The following is a 22,126-nucleotide window of genomic DNA, read 5'->3' as shown; positions in this document are numbered from 1 at the left end:
TTGACAGACCATGATATGAATAAAATCTATTGTTCTGACGTAGGCAGTTTTTCGAAAAATCAATAGGTTAACAAATGCGAAAACTTCTGCATTTGTGAATAGGGACGGCAATGACCGCTCCTTTGTAGTGCCGCAAGTCCGTCATGTAGTGGTAAGGCTTGATGTGTAGTGCTGCTACATTTTCTGTTGCGACACTACATTTAGATGCGATCCGTTTGATCCTCATGGGTTAGGGCGACATTGGAAAGGAGTTCTTGTTATGAGGGATAGCCGGTTGGATTTGCCCGAGCTCAGACGTGCTCGAGGCATCGCTTTTTCCGTTTCGGTGGCTGAATGCTATGGGTGTCAGGACAGTGCTGCAGCGGTAGCAGCCTGTGAAGCTGCCCACGACATCACCGTTCTCCCGCAAACGGGAACACCTCTAGAACTGCTCAAGCTTTGGCGACGCCGATTCAAGGGCGCCGTTGCCTCTGAACCAGCTCGAGTGAGTTTGTATGAGCGCTTTCCCGACCTCCGCAGCGTTTTCGATTCCTCCTTGTGGAGCTTGCTCAAGCCAGATTTATTGCCCACACGCGCTGAAGAGTTAGCGCAATCGGTGCGCGTGAATGGCAAGCAGTTGGCAGGCTTCAGCTCGAAGTCATTGGCAATACTCTCTGGCTGCCCGCATTGGCAGCGGCTAGCTCCGCTGCTCGCGATCCTTCGCTCGAAATCGAGCACGTTCCTCATGCAGCGCCGATGGTTAGGTAAGTCCTTTGCCGCTTTTTGCTGCTTGATGTGTGTGCGACCAGGTCATAGAAAACTGGCAGTACCGCTTTGGAAGGCAATTCATTCACTAGAGGCCCAGGGCAAGCTGGGTGACATAGCGTTTTGGCCGGCGGATGCTGGGTGGTTCGAGCGCCTCTTGGTGAAGCAGATCAAACTGGGTGATCGGCTGATTAGTAACGGATGGGTCGACGGTTGGGATGATGAATGTCTGCTTTGGCTTTGGTCTTTGGCTGAACAGCAACACACTGAGTTGGTGGAAACGCTGCTATCCACGGAGGTCTTCCCGCACGGCATGAAACCGCCCGCGGTAACCATCGAAGTGCAACGGGCGTTAGTCAAAAGGGCACGATTTGTTGTCACGCTGTCGATGTGAAGAAGGATCAGATTCTCCAAATCACAAAATGATCGCCGAGCGATAGGCTCAGCTCGGTCAACCTTTGTTTGCCTGGCTACCGGCCCAGTAGCAACACTTCGGGCCCTGCCAATATTCCCGCTTGCTCTGGCGTTGATCCATCTACTGGACGAGTCAGTTGTCATCTGCCCCAGACGTAAATGCCAAGCGTCAGTGGCGTGGAGTACATGTGTACTCTAGTCGAAATATCAGGATGGTAGTCTCGTGCCGGCACGTGCAGAGGATTCATCGACTGGACGGTGTGGGAGGACTGCTTGTGGTACCCGTGAGGCATCGTTTGCCGGTATCGAAATCCGGAGATGGGTCAACAACTCTGCACATTTTTCTGCATAAATTCCTATCCACCCTGAATCAGATGACGCGGGGCTTTCCTCGCTTTCTCATCGGTTGAACATGGCTGTTTTCTACACATTTTTTTGCAGACATTTTCGGACATATCTACGCGCATTACCGCGGCAGCCGATCCGGAGTAAGGGACCGGCCTGTAGCGGCGCCGAGACACCTAACCGGTCCCTCCCGACAGGTCAATGGCCGGCGCTTCCTAGCGATGGCGGGCAGGCCTCCGGATGAGTTGAATTTTATCGCCCATTGAAAGGCTGGCCGAGGGACAACTTCACTGAGTCCAGGATGCCACGGGGCTGGACGGATTTTCTCCAGCCTGGATACTTCCGTCAGTTTCATCAATGCGCCACGCTACGACTCAATCGCCCACCCGTTGGTGTCTTCATTGCCGTAGCTGCTCAACGATCTCATAGGAATTGCAAGATTAGCGATCAAATACCTTCTCAGAGCTCCCCTGGCGCAAAGCTCGTTTTCCACTCTTGTTATGCAACGGTGCTCAGAGCCGCTGATGCCCGTTACGATGTTCGTGGCTACGTGTTATCAGAGCTGGTCAGCCTGTGCTTAGGCAATCGCGCTACTGTACCGCTTGTATATCGCGCCCATTACGAACGGTACGTGCAAAGGGAGGCGATGGCGTTCGTGGAGTCTTTCACCGCTCAGTTATTGTTTGGGGCGGGACGATTCTCTCCTCACGAATACCGTTACAAACCAGAGGCATCCGCAGCGCCTGTGGGCAATCACCAACCGGAGCCGCGCATGACGGCATTTAGAGTTCTCGCACTCAGCTCGCCTTTTCCTAACAGGTGTTGGAGTCTGAACCATCACTGCTTCATGAGACGACGCCATGAGATTTTGATAACCGGTGAGCAGGTGTTCGGAAATCGTGAGCTGGCTGAAGCATGGTTCACCAAGCCGGCGATCGGACTTGGCCGGCGTCTGCCGTGCATGCTGTTGAAAACCAAGAACGGTTATACGGAGCTGGCGGAGCTCCTCGTCCGGCTCGATTACGGTGTTTATTGATCGCCACCCGGCTTCTAAGTTGCACGCCTAGCGTGCTCCGGACTGTTACTGTCCAGTATGATGTGAGGACGCGTCTTGTCATCGTCACCGCCCAGCAATCCTATCCACCCGAAGGTCACGACACACGAGGTGTCTATGAGGCAGATCAAGCAGGAACCCAAACCCTTGATGGCCGCCCGCTTTCAAGCAGAAGCGCGCGAAGCGCTGGCCAAGCGCAGTAGCCAGGGCCGCTTCATCGATATTGCCGCCTCTAAAGACCGGAGTTGGGAGCCAGTAGGGCGCTTGGCTGGTTGAGTTTTCCGGCGAAAAAATATTGCTTAGGGCTTCATGGGCAGATATGCCCACAGAGTTGGCGACGCTAACGCGAAATGTACAGGCAATCTGTCACCCATGCAGCGCTCCGTACGCCTCACTTCGGGCTGCATCCAATACCCGCGCTTGCTCGTCCATCATCACATCCTTCGGCATCTGGCCTTCCAAGTAGCTATTGGATGAGCCGAACCAGAGCGCCATAGCCCAGTCAGCCTTGCTGAGGCCGAGCGTCGCGATGATGGCTGTCAATGACGAAAATGGGCGGAAGCCGGAAGCGGAGTCAAAGGCATAGAGGGGAAAGTATTCCTTGTCTTCATGAGCCAGCGAAAAAATGCTTCCCGCCCGTTTCCACGCCATGAGTTCAAGAGCACCTTGTTCCATGCTCAGCTGAGCCAGGACTGCGAACGCTTCGGCAGTCAAGAAGTCACCGCTGCCCAGGAGACGTACTTTGCCCTTTTCCAGCATGGCCGTTTCTCGGGAAAGGGTAGGGCGCATAGACATGGATATCCGTCTGGTGATCAGTGGTTGCCTACCCCTCAATTCTGCGATGTGATCCAAGGGTCCAACAATTTGTGCTGGGCGGGCAGGACCCCGCGTCGTAAGTCGGGATCGCCAGGTTGCTGTGGCAGGCTAGCTTAGTGCTTGAGTGGATGAGGCTATCCGGGAATTTTCTGTTCAGACAGGCCCTATCGTCAGCTTTTTCTTAAGTGGCCCATGAAAATCTTCATTTTTGAGGTTTTTCTGCATTTTTTCTTAACTTTCCTGCCCCGCATGCGTTGAGGTACACAGCGACGCTCGCGTGAGGTGGGACGACTCCGCGCCAGGTTTGATCCATCATTGAGGAATTGGACTGTCGGATGACCCCGGCTCGACCACGCCCTGCAGGCGTGCCAGTTGTTGCGCCTGCGCCCGCAGGAGGCGCTGGTCATGACGGTGGGCGATGAGGTAAGACCTGGACTTCTCGCGGAGCAAGGTGATCTCACTCGCCATGATTTCTGCCTGCTGATGCGCCTGGTACATGTTCAGCTTCTCGGCCGCCAAGTGCTGCTGCGCGGCGTTCAACTCCCGCTCGAGCTGACGGAGCTGTTGCTGCTGGTAGCCCTGCGTGCTGGTCGAGCGTTCCAGGTCTCGGTAGAGCTGTGTCAGTTCTTCCTGGCGGACAGCGAGTTGTTCACGCAATCCCCGCACCTCGGCTTGCAACTGACTCAACTGCTGATCATGCCGTTGCAGTTCTTCCTGGCGTTGTAACTGATGCTGGTGGCGAAAGTGCTCCAGGGATTCACGCGCCTGTTGGTGTTTGGTCTCGAGCGAGTGGATCGTCGTCGCTCGCTCCTCGAGCATCTGCAGCTGCTGCCGGCACGCTTCTTCAAGACGCCGTCGCTCACCTTCGGCCAATTGCAGTTGACCCGTCAGCTGCACTTCCCGCAGACGCAACTGCCGATGGGCTTCCATTTCTGCGGTGTGTGCCACCTGCAACTGCTCGAGGCGCGCGCCCTCTACCGCGCGCTGCTGCTGATAGGCCGCTTGTTGTCGTTCCAGGCGGGCACGATCGACGGCGACCGTGGCCTGCGCTTCGTTCGCCAAACGCTCAGCTAGACTCTGCAGCAGCGCCTGCAATTCTTCCGACAGATTCACCTGTGGCGGATGGGGTTCTGCTACGTCCAGTTCACGCAGGTAGCGAAGGATGGTGGTCTTCGAGCCCGTGTGGCCGAGTTCTGCTCGCACGGCCTCGATACTGGGTGACAGACCACGGGCGAGGAGGGCATCGCGGGCGCGCTGCACGAGGGCTTTGTTGATTCCGGCGCGGGCCATGCTGTTGCTCTCACTTTTTCGTACTGTTCAAACAGTATGGAAGTACACGTGTATAGATGCCTGATCCGATCCGAATAATCGGACAGACTGACGTTTGAGAAGCCAAGTTTCTCGAACGTGATAGCGCTTTTTAGTGGCTGTTTGGCGGGATGAGGGGTACAGCAGGAGGCGTTGGTGGACACTTCGCCCGAGCGTTATCTCCGGGCCGCGCGTCGCGCCAGTACCGAGCGGCGCTATGCCCAAGCCATTGAGCACTTCGAGGCGGAGTGGGGTGGATTGCTGCCCGCGTCCAGCGAAAGCATCGTGCGCTACCTCACGCACTATGGTGATCAACTCAGCAGCAGCACGCTGAGGGTGCACTTGGCCGCCTTGGCGCGGTGGCATCAGCAATTAGGCTTTTCCGACCCCACCAAGTCGACGCGAGTGCGCGACACGCTGCGTGGCATCCGGGCACTGCACCCGCAGCCGGTCAAACAAGCCGAAGCCTTGGCGCTGAAGGAGTTGGAAAGCTGCATCACTCAACTCGAATCTGAGCTTGCCAACCCTGCACGCGTGGTGAGGTTGCGCGCTGCGCGTGACCAGGCGCTGATCTTGCTTGGCTTCTGGCGGGCGTTTCGCGGTGATGAGCTGAGTCGGCTGCGTATTGAGCACATCAAATCGCGTCAAGCGCAGGGTTTGGAGCTGTTCCTGCCGAGTAGTAAATCCGATCGCAGCAACCAAGGCCGGGTGGTTAAAGTTCCAGCACTCAAGCGCTTGTGCCCCGTCGCAGCTTATGAGGTGTGGTTGAATGAAAGTGGGCTTACCGAGGGCGCGCTGTTTCGCTCAATCGATCGTTGGGGGCATATCGGAGAGCAAGCGCTCAACGCCAACAGCCTTTCGCGGTTGCTGCGTCAGGTTTTTCTGCGCAGCGGTGTAGAGTCGCAAGGTTACTCGGCGCACTCCCTGCGGAGAGGCTTTGCCACCTGGGCGAGTGAAAATCAATGGAGCAGTAAAGCCCTGATGGACTATGTCGGGTGGCGCGATGTGCAGACGGCTGCGCGGTATGTCGAAGGCGATGCGCCGTTCGGGGAGTGGGCACGTTGACCCTGCCGATCCAAAGCGAAAGCAGTTCGACTACATCAAGACCACCAAAGATGAACTGTTGTATTTTGCAGTCTTGGCGGAAGTCCGCAGCGGGTTCGTCCCACCAGGAGCAGGACGGTTTTGTGATCATCACGGCAGCAGCAGACCTGGGCCGGGAGGACATCCGTGATCAAAAGCCGTTGGTTATCAGCCTTTAGATTGCCCCAGAATGGGTTGATCCTGATGCTCGTCTCGAGCGACTGACAGATATCGTCCAGGCCGGCTGCGGACCCGCAGTCGATTTTCAATGGTTCCCGGTGAGCAAAGAAGTGGGGAATGTTCGAAGCCAGAGTGCGCAATTAGTTCTGCCAATGGCGTTACAGTAGTTACATATTAATTTCAGTTACTCAGTGAGCTTTATGAAACCTCAGAAAAAGATTAATCCAGTTGATATTCCCTTGGCCCAAGGGCTGGTCCTTGAAAATGGAACGATAGCAATTGACCTGCCAACACTAAGCTGCTTGGAGCAGTTTTGGAAGGCCAATAAAGACCAGCTTCCCTATGCATGTCAAGGTATCGAGCACGGAAATAAGCCTGACTATATGCGTGACTATCAGTGGGTGTTCGGTCCCACGAAGGCCAGTGTAATTGAGACGGTCCTGCGCTTGGGGCAGTCCGATATACATGTATGCTGGTTCGATTGGAAGACGTCTAGCCCGGACGAATGGAAAATGTTCTTTGTGGACATGAATGCAGGTCGAGATAATTTGAAAGAGAAGGGGATCTGGACAGCTAAAGATGAGAGAAGTTGGCAATCCCGGACTCCGGAAAATTATCATGGGTGGTGGAGGTTTGAGGGAGTTCCAGATTCTTTGTGTGTTGATGAGTGGTTTGGCATAGGCACCTCAGCGGAAGAGTTGTGCGATCCAAGTATGCCTCTGGCGGAAGTCACCCATAGACTTTGTGAGCAGACTTTCGAAGCGTGGAGGGATGTGGGTATGTGGGAGCTTGAAACTCATACGCCTGTATCAGTGGGCGAAACGATAAATTACTGGTTGAAAGAAAAGGCCATGGGTGAAGATTATTACGGACGGGAAAACGAAGTTGCCACTGGCAAGCATTAGGTTGAATAGGGCCACCTCGCGGTGGCCTGCGGTTCAGACCGTAGTGTTGAATACTGAAATAACAATGGTATTAAGTTTCGTGTCGGCACCGTACTGGAGAGACAGTCTGGCGGCAGAATGAAGGTTGCGGTCTAGCTGGAACGTGTCGTAGGCCGGCAGTCCCTCAATTGGCTTGGCCTCGAAGCTGGCGAGGGGGATGCCCAGGTGGTTGCAAACGTCACTTCTGTTAGTGATGAGGCTAAATGGATTTGGCAGCGGAGCGGAATAAACGGGAAGGTCACAATCCGTATCGTCTCTGAGCCGGATGTATACAGTCTCAAATCGACATGCGACTGGCTCAAAAACAAGTTCTAGACCAGGGATGCTTTCAATTTCAAACGATTCGCAATCCTCGTATTGAGATTCACGGAGCGAATATTTCTCAATCAGCCCAAGCTTCACTAGATCATGATAGGACTTTCCCAGATTGTTGATCAGTAACTCAAGTTGTTCTTTCATTGGTATTTCCATCGGTGGCTCAATTTCATACAAGTTGTACTGCGCCCGGGTAAAAAAGGCCACCCGCAGGTGGCCATATGCTATGCGGCGATCAGCGGTCTAGCTAGCGCCATTTCAACTGAATCACCGTCCTGGTTCAGGGCGTCGAGCCCCGAGTCAGGCACGTTGCCCGAAGTGCTTTGTGCCGCAGCAACCTTCTTCGTCATCAACTGCAGGCGGGTAATTTCTGGGCTGCCGGCGTAGCCGAAGAACATCAGACACAGCGGGTGCAGTTGCCTGATCCTCCACGAACGTCGCGCGGCCAGCTGCAGGGTGTGCACGTTGTACCCCGTCTACAGGAACGCCATGGTCGGTAAGTCCCCAGCCCGTTCTTGACCAGCTACGGGTTAGTGAGCAACACGTCGACGCCGTGGTCGATGCGGTGGAGGACCTTTTTCAACCTGGACGTCGTATCGCGTATCCCACTGCAGACGGCGTCGGTGAGGACCATGCGGCCTTTCGCTTTCTCATCGAGGAACAGGTTCAACAGCGCCTGCTCTTTTGGCATCAGTTCATTGCCACCTTACAGCGCTGGCATGTAGGCCAACGTGTCACGACTGCGTGGATGTCTGACGGTCTCCGCCCGGAAATACCAATCCGGCCATGCCCGCAGCACCTGAAGCACCACACCCATAGGGTCGTGTCGCGGCGTGCCAGGACTTGGCGGAGTATCGTCGCCAGTGTTCCAGCCAAGCGCTGGCAGGCCGAGGACTGCTCAGGCGAAATCCCGACCGGGAGCAAGGTAGTCAATCGCCACTTTACCAAGGTTATGGAATGCCATAATTTATCATGGCTTTTCTTATTTGTTGGGTTTGATCCAGTGTAAAAAATTGTGTGGCCAAAGAGTTATATGTGTCAGCGATTGCAACCCCCTGGATTTGTTCTACTGGTACATGGTGCGGGAAAATGATCTCCATCTCAGCCTGATGAAGTGTAACGGGGTGCAGAAAGTCGTTAACGCAGATGCCATTGTCTGGCTTTAATTTATAGACCCATTTTGACCCGTGCTGGCTCGCAAACTCTATCGCAATGGGAAGAGATCTGGTGGCACTAATGTAAATGCTTTCGCTGGTGAAAGCCTTGTGCCTTATTACCCCTTTTTGGGTGCCTAGAGGTCTAAAACCACCAACCTTCAAGATCTCAAAAGGGTTTCTTGATTCTCCCCGATAAACACAGGCAGGAAGTTTCTGTTTAGCAGTGACGCTTGGGATGAAGTCAAGATCTTTTAGGATTGCGTACAAAGGCGCTATGCAGCCTCCAACGCCTCTCCTGGCAATAAGTTCATGTTTTAACTTATCCAGTTCGGAGGGGTGATTATTTATGTGATATATAATATCTTGCAGGGCGGCTGTTGTGTCGTCGTCGGATAATGATGATTCTAATTTTTCAACGAGTCGCTTCATGCGTTTTCATACCCTTTAAGGAAGAGGTCAGGTTGTGTGTGCTCTCAGTATTTGAGAATTATGCAACTTGCGCCGTAGTTAGTCTTGCCGTCGTCGCGAGCAGTACCCATTGCTGCAGTAATTGAAGGGCTTGCAATGCGGCGTTTCTGGCCCAGAATAGCAGAGGCGATCAGTGGTGCCAATGAACACAAGGTCGAGCGTATGGCCGCTAAGGGGCGTGGCGTTAGCCTTAATTCGCCGAAGGATACTTCCAAGGTGAAGGCGCAGAGTTTGACTCGACTCATTGAGCATGGGGCACCGATGTTCAAATCATCCAAGATCTTACTGGCCGATCATCCTGCCTACACCGAGGCAGTTGATGCGATGCGCCGGTATCACGACGCTCAAAATTCAGGTGTACCGGCGGTCGAAGTTGCAGGGTTGCGTCAAATTGCAGAGTTTTTGTTCCACGCTATAACCGATTACCAAATGAGAGCGTGCGGTGTCGACAGCGTAACTACTTACTGATCGGCAATTGCTCGCGAGGTGGTATGCCTCACTGGGGGGGCTCTTGCGGGCCGTTGGGGCTGTTCGCAGAAATCCTGGGAGTCTGCGACTGCTTGGTGAGGTGGCATACTGGGCGAAAAGGCAGCGGTAGCAACAGGTACAGGGCAGCCGCCTGTAAGTGCTCCTACCTAAAAGCCGATCATTTCGTTACGTTTTAGCACTAGGCGAGCTTACAGTTCAGTCGCTCAGACACGCGCGCACAGAGATTCTGTTGCACGTAGCCGAAGAGTCGGCATTGAAAAACCACCATATGCTCATGAGCTGCGCCCTCGACTGCAGCGGGGGGCGGTGAGGTTATCGCTTCAATCATCCCGTCTTGAACACGACCGAGCCGGTGGACACGGAACTCACAACGTAATCGAAACGCAGGTGGAGGAGGCACGGATCTTCGCCTCGCAGTCGTTCATGGTGCTGTTCGGATCTTGCCCGGCTCTGGCGATGGCCATGTGTAACCGTTATTTAGTTCTGACTTCGCCTGAAAATCGCCGCTTGCCACAGCCTGGAGACCGTCGCATCGGCTTGACGTGTGGCTTCCAAGTCTTCCGGTGGATGTTGTGTCGCAGCAGGCACGCTGAATCAGTTCCCAAGTAAAGAGTGGTTCGGAGAATCTGCGATGTCGAAGGGCATGACTAGGGTGACACGGCTGGGAAGGCTGATTACCAGCCCCTTGAGCAATCAAACATGCGAGGCATCGGGCCCAAGAGAAAGGGACAAGCTAGGGCTACCTTGTGAAGTTGCGCACTGGACTTATGCCGCAGTAGGCGAACGCCCTAGGCTGCTTAGAGGTGCAAGGAGAAGAAGACTCTGGACAGGCAAAGCTTCTTGAAGATGTCAAAGTCGTAGCCGGCGATGGTGCTTTCAGCCTTGTCTAGGAGGGTACTCTTTCACGCTAATACGTTTGCAGGATGACTGCAAACGCATGTCTAATCGAGTGGCCAAGCCATGGGGGGGCACACCGTCACATCCATGGTGTAGGGGCGGAGCGATGGTGGGGCACAGTTCCAGGTGACTTACTCATATGTTCTGTCGGGTCCTATTGGAGCCGAGAGGGACGGAATGGCTTCAACGCCGCGTGCCTATCATGAACAAAGTGGGTTATGGAAATGTGGTCACCTACTTATTCTAGCTTTTTCACATTTCACGGCTTAACTTACATACTGCGCAGCTATTTTGTGTCTGCAGCATATTATCAAAGGTTGAGTTGTTAGGGAGGGGGCGTGCAGCGAGCGGTGATTGATGAGTTGTATCGGGCAGTGGTCTTTGACGAACCCGAGGTGTGGAAACGGTTGGAGGAGCGCTCGGAAGAGTGCGCTTTTCTGAGAAGCATGGTCTGTACGGACCACTCAGGAGGGATAGAAACAGATCTTAACCTGGGGGGCGGAAGTAATAAATGCATCATCCCGATTTTTCTTGGTCCTAAGGCGTTTTTTATCTCGGGCATGACTGCTGCGCAAGGAGTGCTGCAAAACGGCCGTTCCTGCGTTACTCTAGATTATTCACTCAGCTTTGATTCTAACTTCGCAGAGAAGCTCAAGCTTCTGGTCAATCGTACAACTGCTGGAGAAAATAGTGAATTACTGGATGTCGAAAGTGTCCTGATGCTCAAGGCGCATAATGAGCGTGTTCAGTTTGATCTGTTGCCTTTCCTCTATGAAAATGTCCGGCTTTCTCGCGCTAATTCTAGTAATACTCGGCCAGTCGATACTTTGGTGGCATTTCGTGTGTTGGACTATGTAGATTGGCAAGAGTTTCGGAGTTCGCGCGTACTTCGAGTTGACGGCATGACACTGGAAGCCTTGAAAGCTAAGCTGCGTCCCGCTGCAGAAGAATTGATTGGCAAACTCCAACACTCCGAGGATTTTATACGTCACGAGGCAACCGCACTGGCCACCGAGGCGTTGTTACTACGATTGGCGGCTCTTTGGAAAGTGCCCAATCGTGACATTAAGAAGATTTTTGGGCAGCTTCTTGATTTTTGTATCGTTGAACTGGGCTTCACTCCGCTGACGGATCTCAGTTTGATTTGGAGCGCTATTTCCCCAAAGCAGACCGCGGCATTTCTTGGCCCGATATTGGGATGCCCTAGCACGATGCTTGAGAAGGTTAGCGGAATGGCCTGGGATATTGCCCATTTACGTCTTCTTGAGCGGTTAGCCACGCAGAGAGCGCATGGTGACTTTTACGTCCCATTTTTTGTTTCGTTGGATGCAAGGTGGCGCGACCTGCTGCGGCAGAATCCGATTCGCTTCATGTTATTTGACGACCGGTCACGGACGATGCGTTCAGGCCGTGTCGACGAGGCGAGCTTCTTGCAAATATGTCATTTCAGTGCATCGGAGGACGCTAAACGCCTTCTATCAGTTGAGCAGAGCGCTGAGCGTAAAGCGTATGCGTCGGCTTTGCGGATTGAGATTATGCAGGAACTGGTAGCGAAGGAACGACGCCGTTGGGCGTGAGCGGCGGATGATAGGTATGGCGCAACTTTAATGGCCGGCTTGAAACGGTACATAGCTTGGCGTTGATGCGCGCTGATCACAATAACTGTGCCTTGCCATTCGGGGCCTAAAATAATCAAAGGGCGCTTGCTAGCGCCCTTTTTGCTCAGCTTTATACAACGGCCTTGGCTTACAGAGCGAGTCGTTGTCGGTGTCGCTGCTAGGAAGGATGAGAGATATTAGGTGGAAGCACTTACCGGGAAGGGCGGTTTTTTTCGAGCCACGCATTAGTGCCACCTAAGGCATTTGAGTAGTAGTGGTTTCTTGTAAGCTCAGAGACCCAGATCCGATCATCACCGTCAATAAAGTTTTTCAAGTGGTCATGAAGCTCTTTGGCTGTATTGTTAACAGCGATCAGCCAGAACGACTCTTGTGTGCGATGGCCGCCCAGGCGTTTCAGCTCATCGAGTAATGTCTGGTAATCTTTGCTTTTGATAAGGTCGTATGTGACGGTATAGGTGGTCATTAGTTTCTCCGATGAGTTTTTGTTAAAGCTTGATATGGTGGGCTGTGCAGGGCATGCACAGCCCGATATTCAGGATTAGGTGAGGTCAACAGTGGGTGCATTTTTACCGTATGCCTTCACTGCCGCGATGCCGTTGTCGCGAGCCTGGGTTGAACTGTAAGTTTGACTTGTACCAATCACTTGGTTGTTCGCAGCACGCAGCACGAAGTAAGGGCGAGAATTCTGCGCTACCCGCTTGTCGTAGTAGACATCAAAGGGCGAGTGAACCTTACATGACGAAATTCCGTTCTCGCAGCTGGACTTTTGAATATAGCCCTCGCTGGCTAGGATGATTTCATTGTTGGGTGCTTTGAGATGGAAGTAGTACTGCTGGTTCTGAGTGGAGCGGAAAATCTCGTAACGTTCAGCCATGGTGAAACCTCTGATTTGCCTCTCAAATTGAGGCCTGGATGTGAATGACCTTGTGCAGGGCACAAGATTCTTGACCGGGTTGCCGGCTTGAAATCTAGGCTACGCAAGGAGTCGTGAGGGTTGAAGGTCGTAACGATTGGATCCAGATGCAGACGTAAGGGGGAGCAGTGGATTCAGAGGATTTGTGATTGAACGCTTGATTTCTTGGGTGAACGTGAGCAAACGCTCACGTTGGCCGGCAGCCGAAGGGGTTGTACAACTGATATTCTTCCCCAATGTGCGCATGAGGTAAAAGGCATGAAAAAGATAGCAATCGTAGAAGACTCAACTGAAACCAACAACGCCCTGGCTGGCTTCTGCAGAAGCATCAGTAAGGATATTGTCGTAGATCAGTTTCATGATAGAGAGTCAGCAGAAAAAGCCATTATTGAAGGTGGTTACAGTTTGATAGTTCTGGATATTGAGCTTCCGCCAGAAAAGAATGCCGGGGTTGGCATATTGCGGACCAATATTGAGAATCATAAAACACCGGTCATGGTGGTTTCCGGGCTTGATCCTTCGCTTTATAGAGGGGTAATGCGTCAGCTCGATGTTTGGGACTACATGGAAAAGCCAATTCCGCCAGATGGGCAAGAGTTTATAGAAATGGTCTGGCAGGTCTTGAGAAGTAACAGTGCACCAGATGCCGAAGATAAAGAGGCAATTATTACGTATGAGCAAGCTACAGGTAAAATGAGATTTAAGGGAAAGCCTTTAAATATACCTCAGACCGCTAAGAGTATCCTTTGGAGGATATATGGGCGTAGAGGCTCTTATGTGCCGTATTCCGAGTTTCATGAGCTTGTGAAAACTGGAAAGAATCCAGAAGCCATTCGTCAGCATGTCAAGTTAATACGTGACTCTTTAGAAGAAGTCGGCGAGTCTCCTGATCACGTGGTCGTGATAAGAATGAAGGGTGTCCAGTGGCAAGACTTGTCGAATCGTTAATAAGCCTGAGAAGTAATCTGAGAAAAGCAACTGCTCGAGTTCTCATTGTCGGAATCATGAGCTTCATGGTAGTCGTTGTAATCGTCGGTACATTTGCAGTTTTGAGATTTAGCTATATCCCGGTAGCAAAGCAGTACCAGGCGGCGCTGCAGCGTACTTTGCAGCGAGTCGCGGCTGAGTTGGATAGCCTGGATGGGGAGATAGCTTTAAATAACATGCATCAACAACGCTCTGATGAAAATGGTGTTCCTGTAGCAAAACTACCGCTTGAATTTCTAAGTATTATTCCCGGGCATGCGGAGGAGCTCAGGCCGCTTCGAGGTTGTAGCTTTGCAACCATGGCGGATCCTGACAGTCACCTTTGCGCTGGCGTGCTGGAAAATAAGAATTACGGCTCAGTCGTGTACCTTCGAGGTCAATTTAGAATTAATGCGGCTTTAATGTCGCCTACATATTCAAAGTCGCTTTTTGAGTCGCATCATTTTACCATCGCTATTACCGCAAAAAATAAAGTTAGCAGGTTTATCGCTACTTTTGATCCGGTTCTCCGCTCGGAAAATTACGAATCAGCTGTGTTTTCTCCGGCATGGAGTATTGCAGGATTTAAAATCATTCCTGACAACCCCGAGCGGTTTTCTCGCGAGCCCTATATTAAAGGGCGTGTATTGGCGCACGGCTCGACGAGGGAAGGGATGATTGCGTATGAGTTTATACTACAAGTGCCGATGTATGCATACATGGATGAGCAACGCGGTGGAGGATGGCCACCAGCAAGTATTTCAGACGCACGTGTTTTGCTCAAACTGGTCGGGCCTACTAACGATAAATTAGCTCCTGTTCTCATGGATGGGGGCAGGCTGGCCCAGAAACCACAGTTTTCCTTCGATTCAATGAGCCAGTACCTTGCGCCTGGTGAAAGTCTCAAATTTACCTCTCAAGATCGCACACAGTCCGTTGACGTCCAAGCGACTGACAGCCCTAGTATGCGTGGTGAGGGGCGATCATTGCTCAGCTCGCTTGCAAGTGTCATTGTGGGTGTGGTTACACCGTCTATCACTACCAAAAAAACTATTCAACTACTGAATGGTGGTGAAGTCGAAATAAATGGTAATCCCGCGCTCGTCCTAGGGGGATGGAGTGCTGCTGCAAAAGCAATCATTGCCTTCGCGCTCTTTCTAAGTTTCCTGCTGATCGTTAGTGGCTATGCATTCTATTACTTTGTCGTCGCGCCACTTAGCCGAGTTAGGCGAAATACGATTTATATGCGCGGGCGTTACTCGGATGCTGCTGGATTCAGGCTGCCGTATTCCATCCCGAACCGACGTGATGAGATTGGCGTCCTCTGGGCAAGTATTGAAGATCTTCATAAATCTATCACTACCTATGGTCGAGAGGCACTGGAACGGGCAAGAAATGAAAGTGAATTATTGCGTGCTTTAGGTCACGAGATTAAATCTCCATTGCAGGAGCTATTGTTGCGCCACAACCAAGTAGGAGATCCGAGCGCGAAGAGTTTGCAGCGAATTTCCTATGCGCTGAAAACGCTCTCAAGTACGTATTCTGGTCAAAGCTCGGAAAAAGTATTAGGACCGAAAGAAGCCATCAGCGCTTCGTCTGGAAACATCACAAGAGAGGATATCACTGAGTATTTAGAAAATGCGGCTGAATCCAGCGAAGGAATCATTGTTTTTAATCGGCCGCCTGGTGAAGTCTATGTGAGTGCGGATGGAGATATGCTTGAAGCGTCTCTAATGGCTATATTGAACAACGCCAAGGAATTCAGGGGCGATGGTACAGTGGTGACTTTACAGGTTTTTTCTGATCTGAATTGGGTGTTGATTCATATTTATAATTGCGGTCCTCATATTCCGTTTTACCCTATAGATGAAGTTTTCGAATATGGTGTCAGCAGTCGAGATGTCTCGGGTGATCACCAGGGGCTTGGGTTATTTATAGCCAAGCAGTACATAAACAAAATGGGTGGCAGCATAGCAGCCAAAAATATCAAGGGCGGCGTGCGGTTTGAAATAAAGCTTGCCAGGGCTCATTGAGGTTCTTGGGAGTTGTTAAACTCCCAAGTTGATGCCTCAGGTGGCCCCATTTTGGATGCCTGGATTTCGCAATCCTCGGCATCATTGAGTGGGTTGAATGACTCTGCCGATACGGGAGGAACTCTGAGAGAATATTCTAGTGGTGCGACCCGCTATGGACAGCCTCACTTTGCGGTTTTTCGACGGGATCTATCAGGCCTAGCATCAAGGCCTCTCGGTCAGGGTTTAGATGGCTTAGCAGGTGCGATTTCCATTCGAGAATCCTGCATCTACATACATACTGGCGCATGCTAGCAGTTCACTTCATCAGTGGGGAGGCCGCTTCCCGCTCAAGACCGAAGACCTAGGCTCTGTACGAAAAGAGTTGTCGCAAACACCGCATGGAACAAGCCAGTGAGACCATTGCGGCATAGCTTTTTGCAAGCTTGTCGAAGCGTGTCACGATCCTGCGATTCTCTTTCAGCCAGCCAAACATGCGCTCGATGATGTTGCGCTGCCGGTACTTGGGCCGATCAAACAGTCTGGGTAAGCCAGGTTTGGGCTTGCGCTTCATTGAGCGTAGCGGGATGACAGGCTGCATCCGATATTGATCGCAGTAGCGGCGTAGCGCGTCGGCGTCGTAGCTCTTGTCGGCAAGCAGCCATTTACAGCGTTTACGCGGACGACCACGTTGGCTTGAAGGAATGCTGACGCCTTCCAGCAGAGGCTGGGCGTAGCTGATGTCACTGGCTTGACCGCCAGAGAGAAGGAAGCGCAACGGTATCCCGTTAGCGTCGCAGAGCATGTGGATCTTGGTTGTCAGGCCACCGCGACTGCGGCCTAGAGCGTGATCGGCAGGTTCGTCAGGCCCCCTTTTTTCCGAGCGCCAGATGAGGCTCGGGTTGCACGTACTGCGGTTGAGTCGATCATCCAGGTTTGCAGATCAATCAAGCCTTGCTCATTCAATCTCAGGTGCAAGCGTTTGAGCATCTGATCGAACGTCCCCTGGTTTCGCCAGCCGCGAAACCGTTGATACACCGTTGACCATGGGCCGAAGCGCTCCGGCATGTCTCGCCACGCAGCGCCCGAGCAGAGCACCCAGAGCACGCCATCGAGCATCAGGCGGTCGCTCAGGCGTGGCCGCCCTCGGCTATGAGTTTCGATGAAGAGATCGGAGACTACATCCCAGGCCTCGTCCGAGAGTTCGTAACGCTTTGCCATCACAGAATTCCTTTCCGTAGATGGCCGGAAACCCTACAGAATTTCAGCTTCCGAAAGGCGCCGATTGGGTTTCTCAGGATTTCTTACAGAGCCTAGGTAGACGTTAGTACGGCGCGGCCAATCAAATACTTTCATAATACTAATCTGCCGGGTGGAATCAGACTCCGGCTTCTAGCTACCAAATGCAGCAGGCCTAGACGCCCTAATCTCAACCTTGGACGGCAAAGGATCAATTACCGAGACACGCTAGTGCTCGCTCTCAACGCCCTGGCTGTAGTTTGTAGACGAAAACTGGCAACCATAAGCTCGCCCCAATATGTGGCTATAGAGTGTAAAAGTCAACTATAGCTATCTGTTGTACCATACGTGACAATTAGTCAGTCGCCTTCTCGAAAACTGGGCGAAACCTATCGCCAATATACTGATTTAAGTCCGCATAAAGCCGCGTAAGACTTGAGTCAATGGAAAATATGCTGCTGTGCGGAAACGTCTCCAGATAAGCCTTTTCCGATATCTTATCTCGCATCGCACCAATTTTATCAATATAGCTCTCAAGAAATTCAGCTGAGTTGGCGTCGTAGAAAAAATAGCTGGTGCAACGTCTAACTAGCAGAGTCAAGGACGACTCTAGCAAGTCAAGCTTCATATTACAGACCGCCTCATAAGTATTAGCCCTCCTTTTATCTATATCCAGGGTATCTTGAGCGGTAACGACATAGCCTTCGAAGTACCGATGCGTGATATCTGAAATCTCTTTCAGCAGCGCGTGAATATTATTAACTTGTTGATGCGATTCATTTCTTACACTTGAAGATTTAGCAGCCAAAAAAGTTGCAATAATTGCAATTACGGCGACTAGCAAAGCGACCTTATCCATATCTCAGCTCGCAAGTTACTTGATTTTTTCGGCGGCTTCATTAATATAATTTAAAATATTTCTCTTGACACTTTCATATTTATAAATGACCTCCACTCTTGCTTTCAGCTCCTGCGGCCCCAGCACCCTTTTTCGAATAATTCCACCGAATATTTCTTCAAGAAATGAAGGTGTAGTACCCATCGTCTTCGTGAAATCTAATTTCACCCGCTGATAGTCATCAAGTGCTGGAATCACGTAATTATCTCGATAATCAGAGCCGTTCTTTGGCCCATCCAAAGCATCTCGTCCTATCGGAGTATCCGTATACTTTGATACGTCTAGTGTTATTTCAGGCTTCATTGTCTTCACCATTAGCCTCACCTAAAGCAATGTTCCACTGAATTATTGTACCTGGGAAGCAATCAATCAAATTAGTCCACTTCGTAAAGTTGCCTCTTGATCGATATCTATAAAGGCTTCTCCCAGACATTATGTGCAATTGGCCATCTGGGTTGATTTCAACAAACCTTTTCACCGCCGGCAAACCATTACCTCTACCTTGCACTTTATAGCGCGACGTACCATACTCGAGAGCAGTCTTTATATCTCTGCTATCTGGACTTAACCCTCCCAAGGCACTAAGAATTTCCCCGCTCAGCGACTTGTACCATTCTTTTTTTCTTGTGCTCGCAGGAATTCCCACGCCGACGTCGTAAACAGCTATAAATAGTTGCCCCTCGAAATGCTGAAGCGCGATCCACCACTTTTGTGCCCTTGAGGTTACACAAAGAGTGCTATGTTTTTTATTTATATCTTCAGCATAAGCATGCTGCCACACATTTGAGAATGATTCAGAGACAGCGGCAAATAGAGCTTGATCTGTTTCGCCCTCGGAATCTTGCAGACCATAAGAAGCAATAGCTTTTTCTGCATAGCGGATAGCTTCTTTCAAGGGTCTTTTATCATCATTTTCTTTCTGCTGATGGGAAACTGAGCAGATTTTTATACTGCCCTCTTTGGCTTTATAAGCTCCACCCATTACCTCCCAAAACCCTAGGTCTGCGAGTTTTTCATTAGCTATGGCATCCTCAGGAGGGTGCCATAGCACCCTTACTTTCGGACGAGACTCAATCAATATCTCCAGGTGCGCAAACAATATCAATGCTGCAGATATTTTGAATTTGCTCAGGCCTCTAAAATCTAGAAGGATCTTACATTTTTCTGGGGTTCCTTTTATTCTTCGAAGCAGGACGTATAAATCTTGCCTACCCTGCTCTGTGAATGACGTTAACTCATAGGGTACAGTAATCGGGTACAACCCCAGCACCGAATTAACGAAAAATGGATTTCGAGAGTATTCAGGTCGATAGATGCTTCTATGACTGCGATAGCTGGCATTCCGTTGTCTTGTCCAGTCGGACTCTTTGCGCTTTTTCATATTTCTCCATGCTTTGGCTTGCTCTTCGCAACCAATAAACTTCCCCGTTTAGCTATCTTACCCGACTCCCCTAGGATTGTCGCATGAACCAGGTTCGGCCAGGATTCCACCTTAGCCAAACTTGCGAAGCTCGTGCTGCTCAAAACTGAAGAGTTCACCAACAGCAGTAGCTTCGCGCCCTCCACCACGTCGGCGCCTTCAAGACTGATCCCGCGCGCTTCGTCTTGAACGCAGCTCGTGGGGTACCAACCTGCTAACCGAGCTCGAGCCACGATGGAGCACTCGACGCTCACAAACAATTTGGCCCGGAGCTTGAACAGGGATATGAAGACAAGCTGTCTTTCAGCAATCGAAGGCTACTGCCATGTGTAAGAAGATATCGACCTGGAACACCTGCCCCCAGCGACCCAAGCCCGCCTCACACAGCCGCATGCATTGTGGTCGTAAAGCCCGAAATCCTCTGGCAGCCTCCCTGCCTAGGCGTACGGTCCCGGAATGAGATGGTGCGGATTGATAGTGAAGTGCTCTGGGTTTTTCGTCCAGGCCTCACAGATCACCTTGAAGGGTGTACGCCATCTCAAGGCCTTGAGGTGTCTGGCGAAGTTGTAGGCCATGACAAAAGCCAGCACATGCGCCTGTAGCGCAGCGAAGTCGGGATAGTGGAAGGCCTTGATCGTGGCCTCTTTGATCGTCCGGTTCATGCGCTCAACCTGGCCGTTGGTCCAGGGATGGTAGGCCTTGGTCAGACGGTGCTTGATGCCGTTTTCGTGGCAGACGCGATCAAAAATGTGTCCACCGAACATATTTGTCGCGCCGTTGCGATACCGCGGCTGCTCAGTGAACGCCACACCGTTATCAGTCAGGACGGTGTGGATCTTGTACGGAAACGCCTGCACCACCTGGCGTAGAAACTCAGCACCGTTGCGCTTGGTCGCAACGTCGAAAAACGCAACGTATGTGAACTTCGTTACGCGATCAATCGCCACGAACAGGTGCTGCTTGCCGCTCTCAAGACGCAGCTCCGAGCTATCGATGTGCAGATAGCCCATCTCTGTTTTGTCGAATTTTCCACGCCTGGTTGCAGTGCCGCTTTTGGGGGCTTGGCTGATCCCGTGGCGCACCAGACAACGGTGTAACGCGCTGCGGCTCAACTGCGGAAAGTAATCAAGGAGATGGCCCAGCATGTCGTCCAGGGGCATCATCGTGCGCTGTCGGAACTCGACCACCATTGCCTCTTCAGCGGCTGTCAGCTTGGCGCTGCATGGCTTGGCAGGCCCCATCCGAGCATCCTGCGTGGTAGTTCGTGATCGCCATTTGATGACCGTCTTTACGTTCAGCCGGTAGCGTGCGGCGAGCTTTCGATTCGACTCTTTCGACGCTTGGAGCTCGGCTCGGATTCGCGGCGTCGTGCGGGCTGAGCCATGGATACGTCCTTCCAAAATGCATCCTCCTCATGAGGCGTTAAGGATGCACCATGACTCTCTGGGACTGAACACCTAGGCTCTGTACGAAATCCCGAGAAACCGAATCGGCGCCCTTCGGAAGCTGAAATTCTGTAGGGTTCGCGACCATCTACGGTCAGGAATTCAGTGATGGCAAAGCGTTACGAACTCTCGGATGAGGCCTGGGGTGTCGTCGCCGATCTCTTCAGTGAAGCTCATGGTTGAGGGCGGCCGCGCCTGAGCGATCGTCTGATGCTCGATGGCGTACTCTGCGACGCCAACGAGACTCCGTTGCGCTTCCTCTACTCTGGCGGCCAAGCCAGTGACATCAGCTACGCCCATCCTTTGTTGGGCGAGGTCAGCACTCCGTCGAGCCAATGTGGTCGCCCGCGCAAGCGCTGTAAATGGCTACTTGCCGACAAGGGCTACGACGTCGAAGCATTACGCCACTACTGCGACCAATATCGAATGCAGGCCGTCATCCCAATGTGCACGATGAAACGCAAACCCAAGCTTGGTTTACACAGACTGTTTGATCGACTCAAGTTCCGACAACGCAACATCATCGAGCGTATGTTTGGCTGGCTGAAAGAGAGCCGCCGCATCGTGACACGCAGCGACAGTTTGCAAAAAGCTATGCCGCAATGGCCTCGCTGGCTTGTTCCATGCAGTGTTTGCGACATTTCTTTCGTACAGAGCCTAGTCTAATGTGTTACTTTGAGGGAATATCGCTTTCATGTATCGGAAGCTTATGGTAAGGAGAGCCCTGCTAAGGAGGATGAGTGGAAAGATACAAGTTCCTGTACGAGCTATCCAAGAAGGCTTTGGATGATGAGCTTGACCGCTACAAGAGGCTCGATGAAAAAGCAAGTCGCTTCCTCAGCATTTTGAGCGTGGGTATCGTTGCGTACACTGCCCTTATAAATGCGGCCTCACCAAAGATGCTCATGATAAATCATCCAAGCTGGCGTACCTACTTATTTATAGTGTTGGCTTCTCTAACTCTGGTTGCGTTGATCTCAGCGTGGTATAGAATATTTGCTACTATAAAATTATCTAATGTCCCAAGGGTGCAAATCGGGGAGGCCGCGAATCAGTTAGCCGAAGAGGAAGAGCTCATTACAATGTACTTCCGCGTAGCCATGACTTGCCAAGAAGCGGTAGGCAGAGCCCAGGAGCTTTTGGAGAATAAGATCAAGAACCTCGGAGTAGCATACAAGGAAATACAATTTTCGACAGGTTTACTAGTTGCATTGCTGGTGACATATTTCTGTCTTATTCCCTAAAGTTTCTAGGAAAAGTGTATGAGCGATTCAAAAAATTCATCTCAAAAACAGACTCAAACAGAAAAGGCTGCTGACCGTGAGCAACCGAATAAGAATTCCAGACCTCTTCCAATTGTAGAGGGTTTAGAAAACTATAAGCCTCCTGAGAGAAAGTAA

The 22,126-nt window shown here is 51.6% G+C and carries 22 protein-coding genes and 2 pseudogenes; 12 read left to right on the top strand and 12 right to left on the bottom strand.

Features of this window, described 5'->3' with window-relative positions; all coding sequences use genetic code 11:
* Nucleotides 1–259: 259 nt before the first annotated feature.
* The 3 genes from QQ992_RS21870 (at nt 260) to QQ992_RS21855 (ending at nt 2,833) form a co-directional block, all read left to right on the top strand.
* Nucleotides 260–1,138, top strand: coding sequence for a hypothetical protein (locus QQ992_RS21870; protein ID WP_286111002.1), 879 nt, complete (start codon nt 260–262; stop codon nt 1,136–1,138).
* Between the two features lie 1,212 nt (nt 1,139–2,350).
* Nucleotides 2,351–2,539, top strand: a complete 189-nt coding sequence (locus QQ992_RS21860) for an antitoxin Xre/MbcA/ParS toxin-binding domain-containing protein (RefSeq protein WP_286113989.1) — start codon at nt 2,351–2,353, stop codon at nt 2,537–2,539.
* Nucleotides 2,540–2,674: 135 nt separating this feature from the next.
* Nucleotides 2,675–2,833 (top strand): hypothetical protein, encoded by a 159-nt coding sequence (locus QQ992_RS21855; RefSeq protein ID WP_169725158.1) that lies wholly within the window; start codon nt 2,675–2,677, stop codon nt 2,831–2,833.
* A 90-nt stretch (nt 2,834–2,923) separates the two neighbouring features.
* On the opposite strand, the gene QQ992_RS21850 is transcribed toward QQ992_RS21855, so the two are convergent.
* Nucleotides 2,924–3,352 (bottom strand): hypothetical protein, encoded by a 429-nt coding sequence (locus QQ992_RS21850; RefSeq protein WP_286111000.1) that lies wholly within the window; start codon nt 3,350–3,352, stop codon nt 2,924–2,926.
* A 333-nt stretch (nt 3,353–3,685) separates the two neighbouring features.
* On the bottom strand, nt 3,686–4,663 hold the full coding sequence (locus QQ992_RS21845; protein WP_286110998.1) for a DNA-binding protein: 978 nt from the start codon (nt 4,661–4,663) through the stop codon (nt 3,686–3,688).
* Between the two features lie 174 nt (nt 4,664–4,837).
* Here QQ992_RS21845 and QQ992_RS21840 point away from each other — a divergent pair, with 174 nt between their 5' ends.
* Entirely contained in the window at nt 4,838–5,746 is a 909-nt protein-coding gene (locus tag QQ992_RS21840) for a site-specific integrase (protein WP_286110996.1), read from the top strand.
* 398 nt (nt 5,747–6,144) lie between these two features.
* Entirely contained in the window at nt 6,145–6,849 is a 705-nt protein-coding gene (locus QQ992_RS21835; protein ID WP_286110995.1) for a hypothetical protein, read from the top strand.
* Nucleotides 6,850–6,882: 33 nt separating this feature from the next.
* On the opposite strand, the gene QQ992_RS21830 is transcribed toward QQ992_RS21835, so the two are convergent.
* From QQ992_RS21830 to QQ992_RS21820, 3 genes and pseudogenes are all read right to left on the bottom strand, one after another.
* Complete coding sequence (locus QQ992_RS21830; RefSeq protein WP_286110994.1) at nt 6,883–7,347, bottom strand: DUF6392 family protein; 465 nt, start codon at nt 7,345–7,347, stop codon at nt 6,883–6,885.
* An 80-nt stretch (nt 7,348–7,427) separates the two neighbouring features.
* Nucleotides 7,428–8,124 (bottom strand): annotated as a pseudogene (locus tag QQ992_RS21825) (hypothetical protein); the annotation flags it as partial.
* A 29-nt stretch (nt 8,125–8,153) separates the two neighbouring features.
* Nucleotides 8,154–8,789 carry a scabin-related ADP-ribosyltransferase gene (locus tag QQ992_RS21820; protein ID WP_286110992.1) on the bottom strand — a complete coding sequence of 212 codons (636 nt, stop codon included), beginning with the start codon at nt 8,787–8,789 and terminating at the stop codon, nt 8,154–8,156.
* Between the two features lie 135 nt (nt 8,790–8,924).
* On the opposite strand from QQ992_RS21820, the gene QQ992_RS27995 reads away from it, so the two are divergent.
* Complete coding sequence (locus tag QQ992_RS27995) at nt 8,925–9,296, top strand: hypothetical protein (protein WP_350156420.1); 372 nt, start codon at nt 8,925–8,927, stop codon at nt 9,294–9,296.
* Nucleotides 9,297–10,552: 1,256 nt separating this feature from the next.
* Nucleotides 10,553–11,791, top strand: a complete 1,239-nt coding sequence (locus QQ992_RS21810; protein ID WP_286110991.1) for a hypothetical protein — start codon at nt 10,553–10,555, stop codon at nt 11,789–11,791.
* A gap of 232 nt (nt 11,792–12,023) precedes the next feature.
* On the opposite strand, the gene cas2 is transcribed toward QQ992_RS21810, so the two are convergent.
* Entirely contained in the window at nt 12,024–12,296 is a 273-nt protein-coding gene (cas2, locus tag QQ992_RS21805) for a CRISPR-associated endonuclease Cas2 (protein ID WP_286110990.1), read from the bottom strand.
* A gap of 75 nt (nt 12,297–12,371) precedes the next feature.
* Nucleotides 12,372–12,707: a YegP family protein gene (locus QQ992_RS21800; RefSeq protein ID WP_286110989.1), complete on the bottom strand. Its 336-nt coding sequence runs from the start codon at nt 12,705–12,707 to the stop codon at nt 12,372–12,374.
* A gap of 297 nt (nt 12,708–13,004) precedes the next feature.
* Between QQ992_RS21800 and QQ992_RS21795 the strand changes: the two genes are divergently transcribed.
* On the top strand, nt 13,005–13,694 hold the full coding sequence (locus QQ992_RS21795; protein ID WP_286110987.1) for a response regulator transcription factor: 690 nt from the start codon (nt 13,005–13,007) through the stop codon (nt 13,692–13,694).
* 842 nt (nt 13,695–14,536) lie between these two features.
* Entirely contained in the window at nt 14,537–15,745 is a 1,209-nt protein-coding gene (locus QQ992_RS28170) for a sensor histidine kinase (protein WP_433963096.1), read from the top strand.
* Between the two features lie 343 nt (nt 15,746–16,088).
* Here QQ992_RS28170 and QQ992_RS21785 read toward each other — a convergent pair.
* The 5 genes from QQ992_RS21785 to QQ992_RS21765 form a co-directional block, all read right to left on the bottom strand.
* Nucleotides 16,089–16,945 (bottom strand): IS5 family transposase gene (locus QQ992_RS21785; RefSeq protein WP_286110985.1). Its coding sequence is split into 2 segments (ribosomal slippage): nt 16,089–16,604 and nt 16,607–16,945, totalling 855 coding nucleotides; the frame shifts between segments, so codons are not numbered across the junction.
* Between the two features lie 373 nt (nt 16,946–17,318).
* Nucleotides 17,319–17,822 carry a hypothetical protein gene (locus tag QQ992_RS21780; RefSeq protein ID WP_286110984.1) on the bottom strand — a complete coding sequence of 168 codons (504 nt, stop codon included), beginning with the start codon at nt 17,820–17,822 and terminating at the stop codon, nt 17,319–17,321.
* A 15-nt stretch (nt 17,823–17,837) separates the two neighbouring features.
* Nucleotides 17,838–18,164, bottom strand: a complete 327-nt coding sequence (locus QQ992_RS21775) for an STAS-like domain-containing protein (protein ID WP_286110983.1) — start codon at nt 18,162–18,164, stop codon at nt 17,838–17,840.
* Nucleotides 18,154–19,242, bottom strand: coding sequence for a hypothetical protein (locus QQ992_RS21770; protein WP_286110981.1), 1,089 nt, complete (start codon nt 19,240–19,242; stop codon nt 18,154–18,156). Before QQ992_RS21770 ends, QQ992_RS21775 begins: the two co-directional genes overlap by 11 nt.
* 476 nt (nt 19,243–19,718) lie before the next feature.
* Nucleotides 19,719–20,681: an IS481 family transposase gene (locus QQ992_RS21765; protein WP_286110980.1), complete on the bottom strand. Its 963-nt coding sequence runs from the start codon at nt 20,679–20,681 to the stop codon at nt 19,719–19,721.
* Nucleotides 20,682–20,948: 267 nt separating this feature from the next.
* On the opposite strand from QQ992_RS21765, the pseudogene QQ992_RS21760 reads away from it, so the two are divergent.
* The 3 genes and pseudogenes from QQ992_RS21760 to QQ992_RS21750 form a co-directional block, all read left to right on the top strand.
* Nucleotides 20,949–21,442 (top strand): annotated as a pseudogene (locus QQ992_RS21760) (transposase); the annotation flags it as partial.
* Between the two features lie 24 nt (nt 21,443–21,466).
* Nucleotides 21,467–21,970, top strand: coding sequence for a hypothetical protein (locus tag QQ992_RS21755; RefSeq protein ID WP_286110979.1), 504 nt, complete (start codon nt 21,467–21,469; stop codon nt 21,968–21,970).
* Between the two features lie 18 nt (nt 21,971–21,988).
* Nucleotides 21,989–22,126 carry a hypothetical protein gene (locus QQ992_RS21750; RefSeq protein WP_286110978.1) on the top strand — a complete coding sequence of 46 codons (138 nt, stop codon included), beginning with the start codon at nt 21,989–21,991 and terminating at the stop codon, nt 22,124–22,126.

This window comes from Pseudomonas kurunegalensis (assembly GCF_030291635.1).
Classification (GTDB): Bacteria; Pseudomonadota; Gammaproteobacteria; order Pseudomonadales; family Pseudomonadaceae; genus Aquipseudomonas; species Aquipseudomonas monteilii.
Note: the sequence above shows the minus strand (reverse complement) of the source record. Positions and strands in the feature narration are given on the sequence as shown.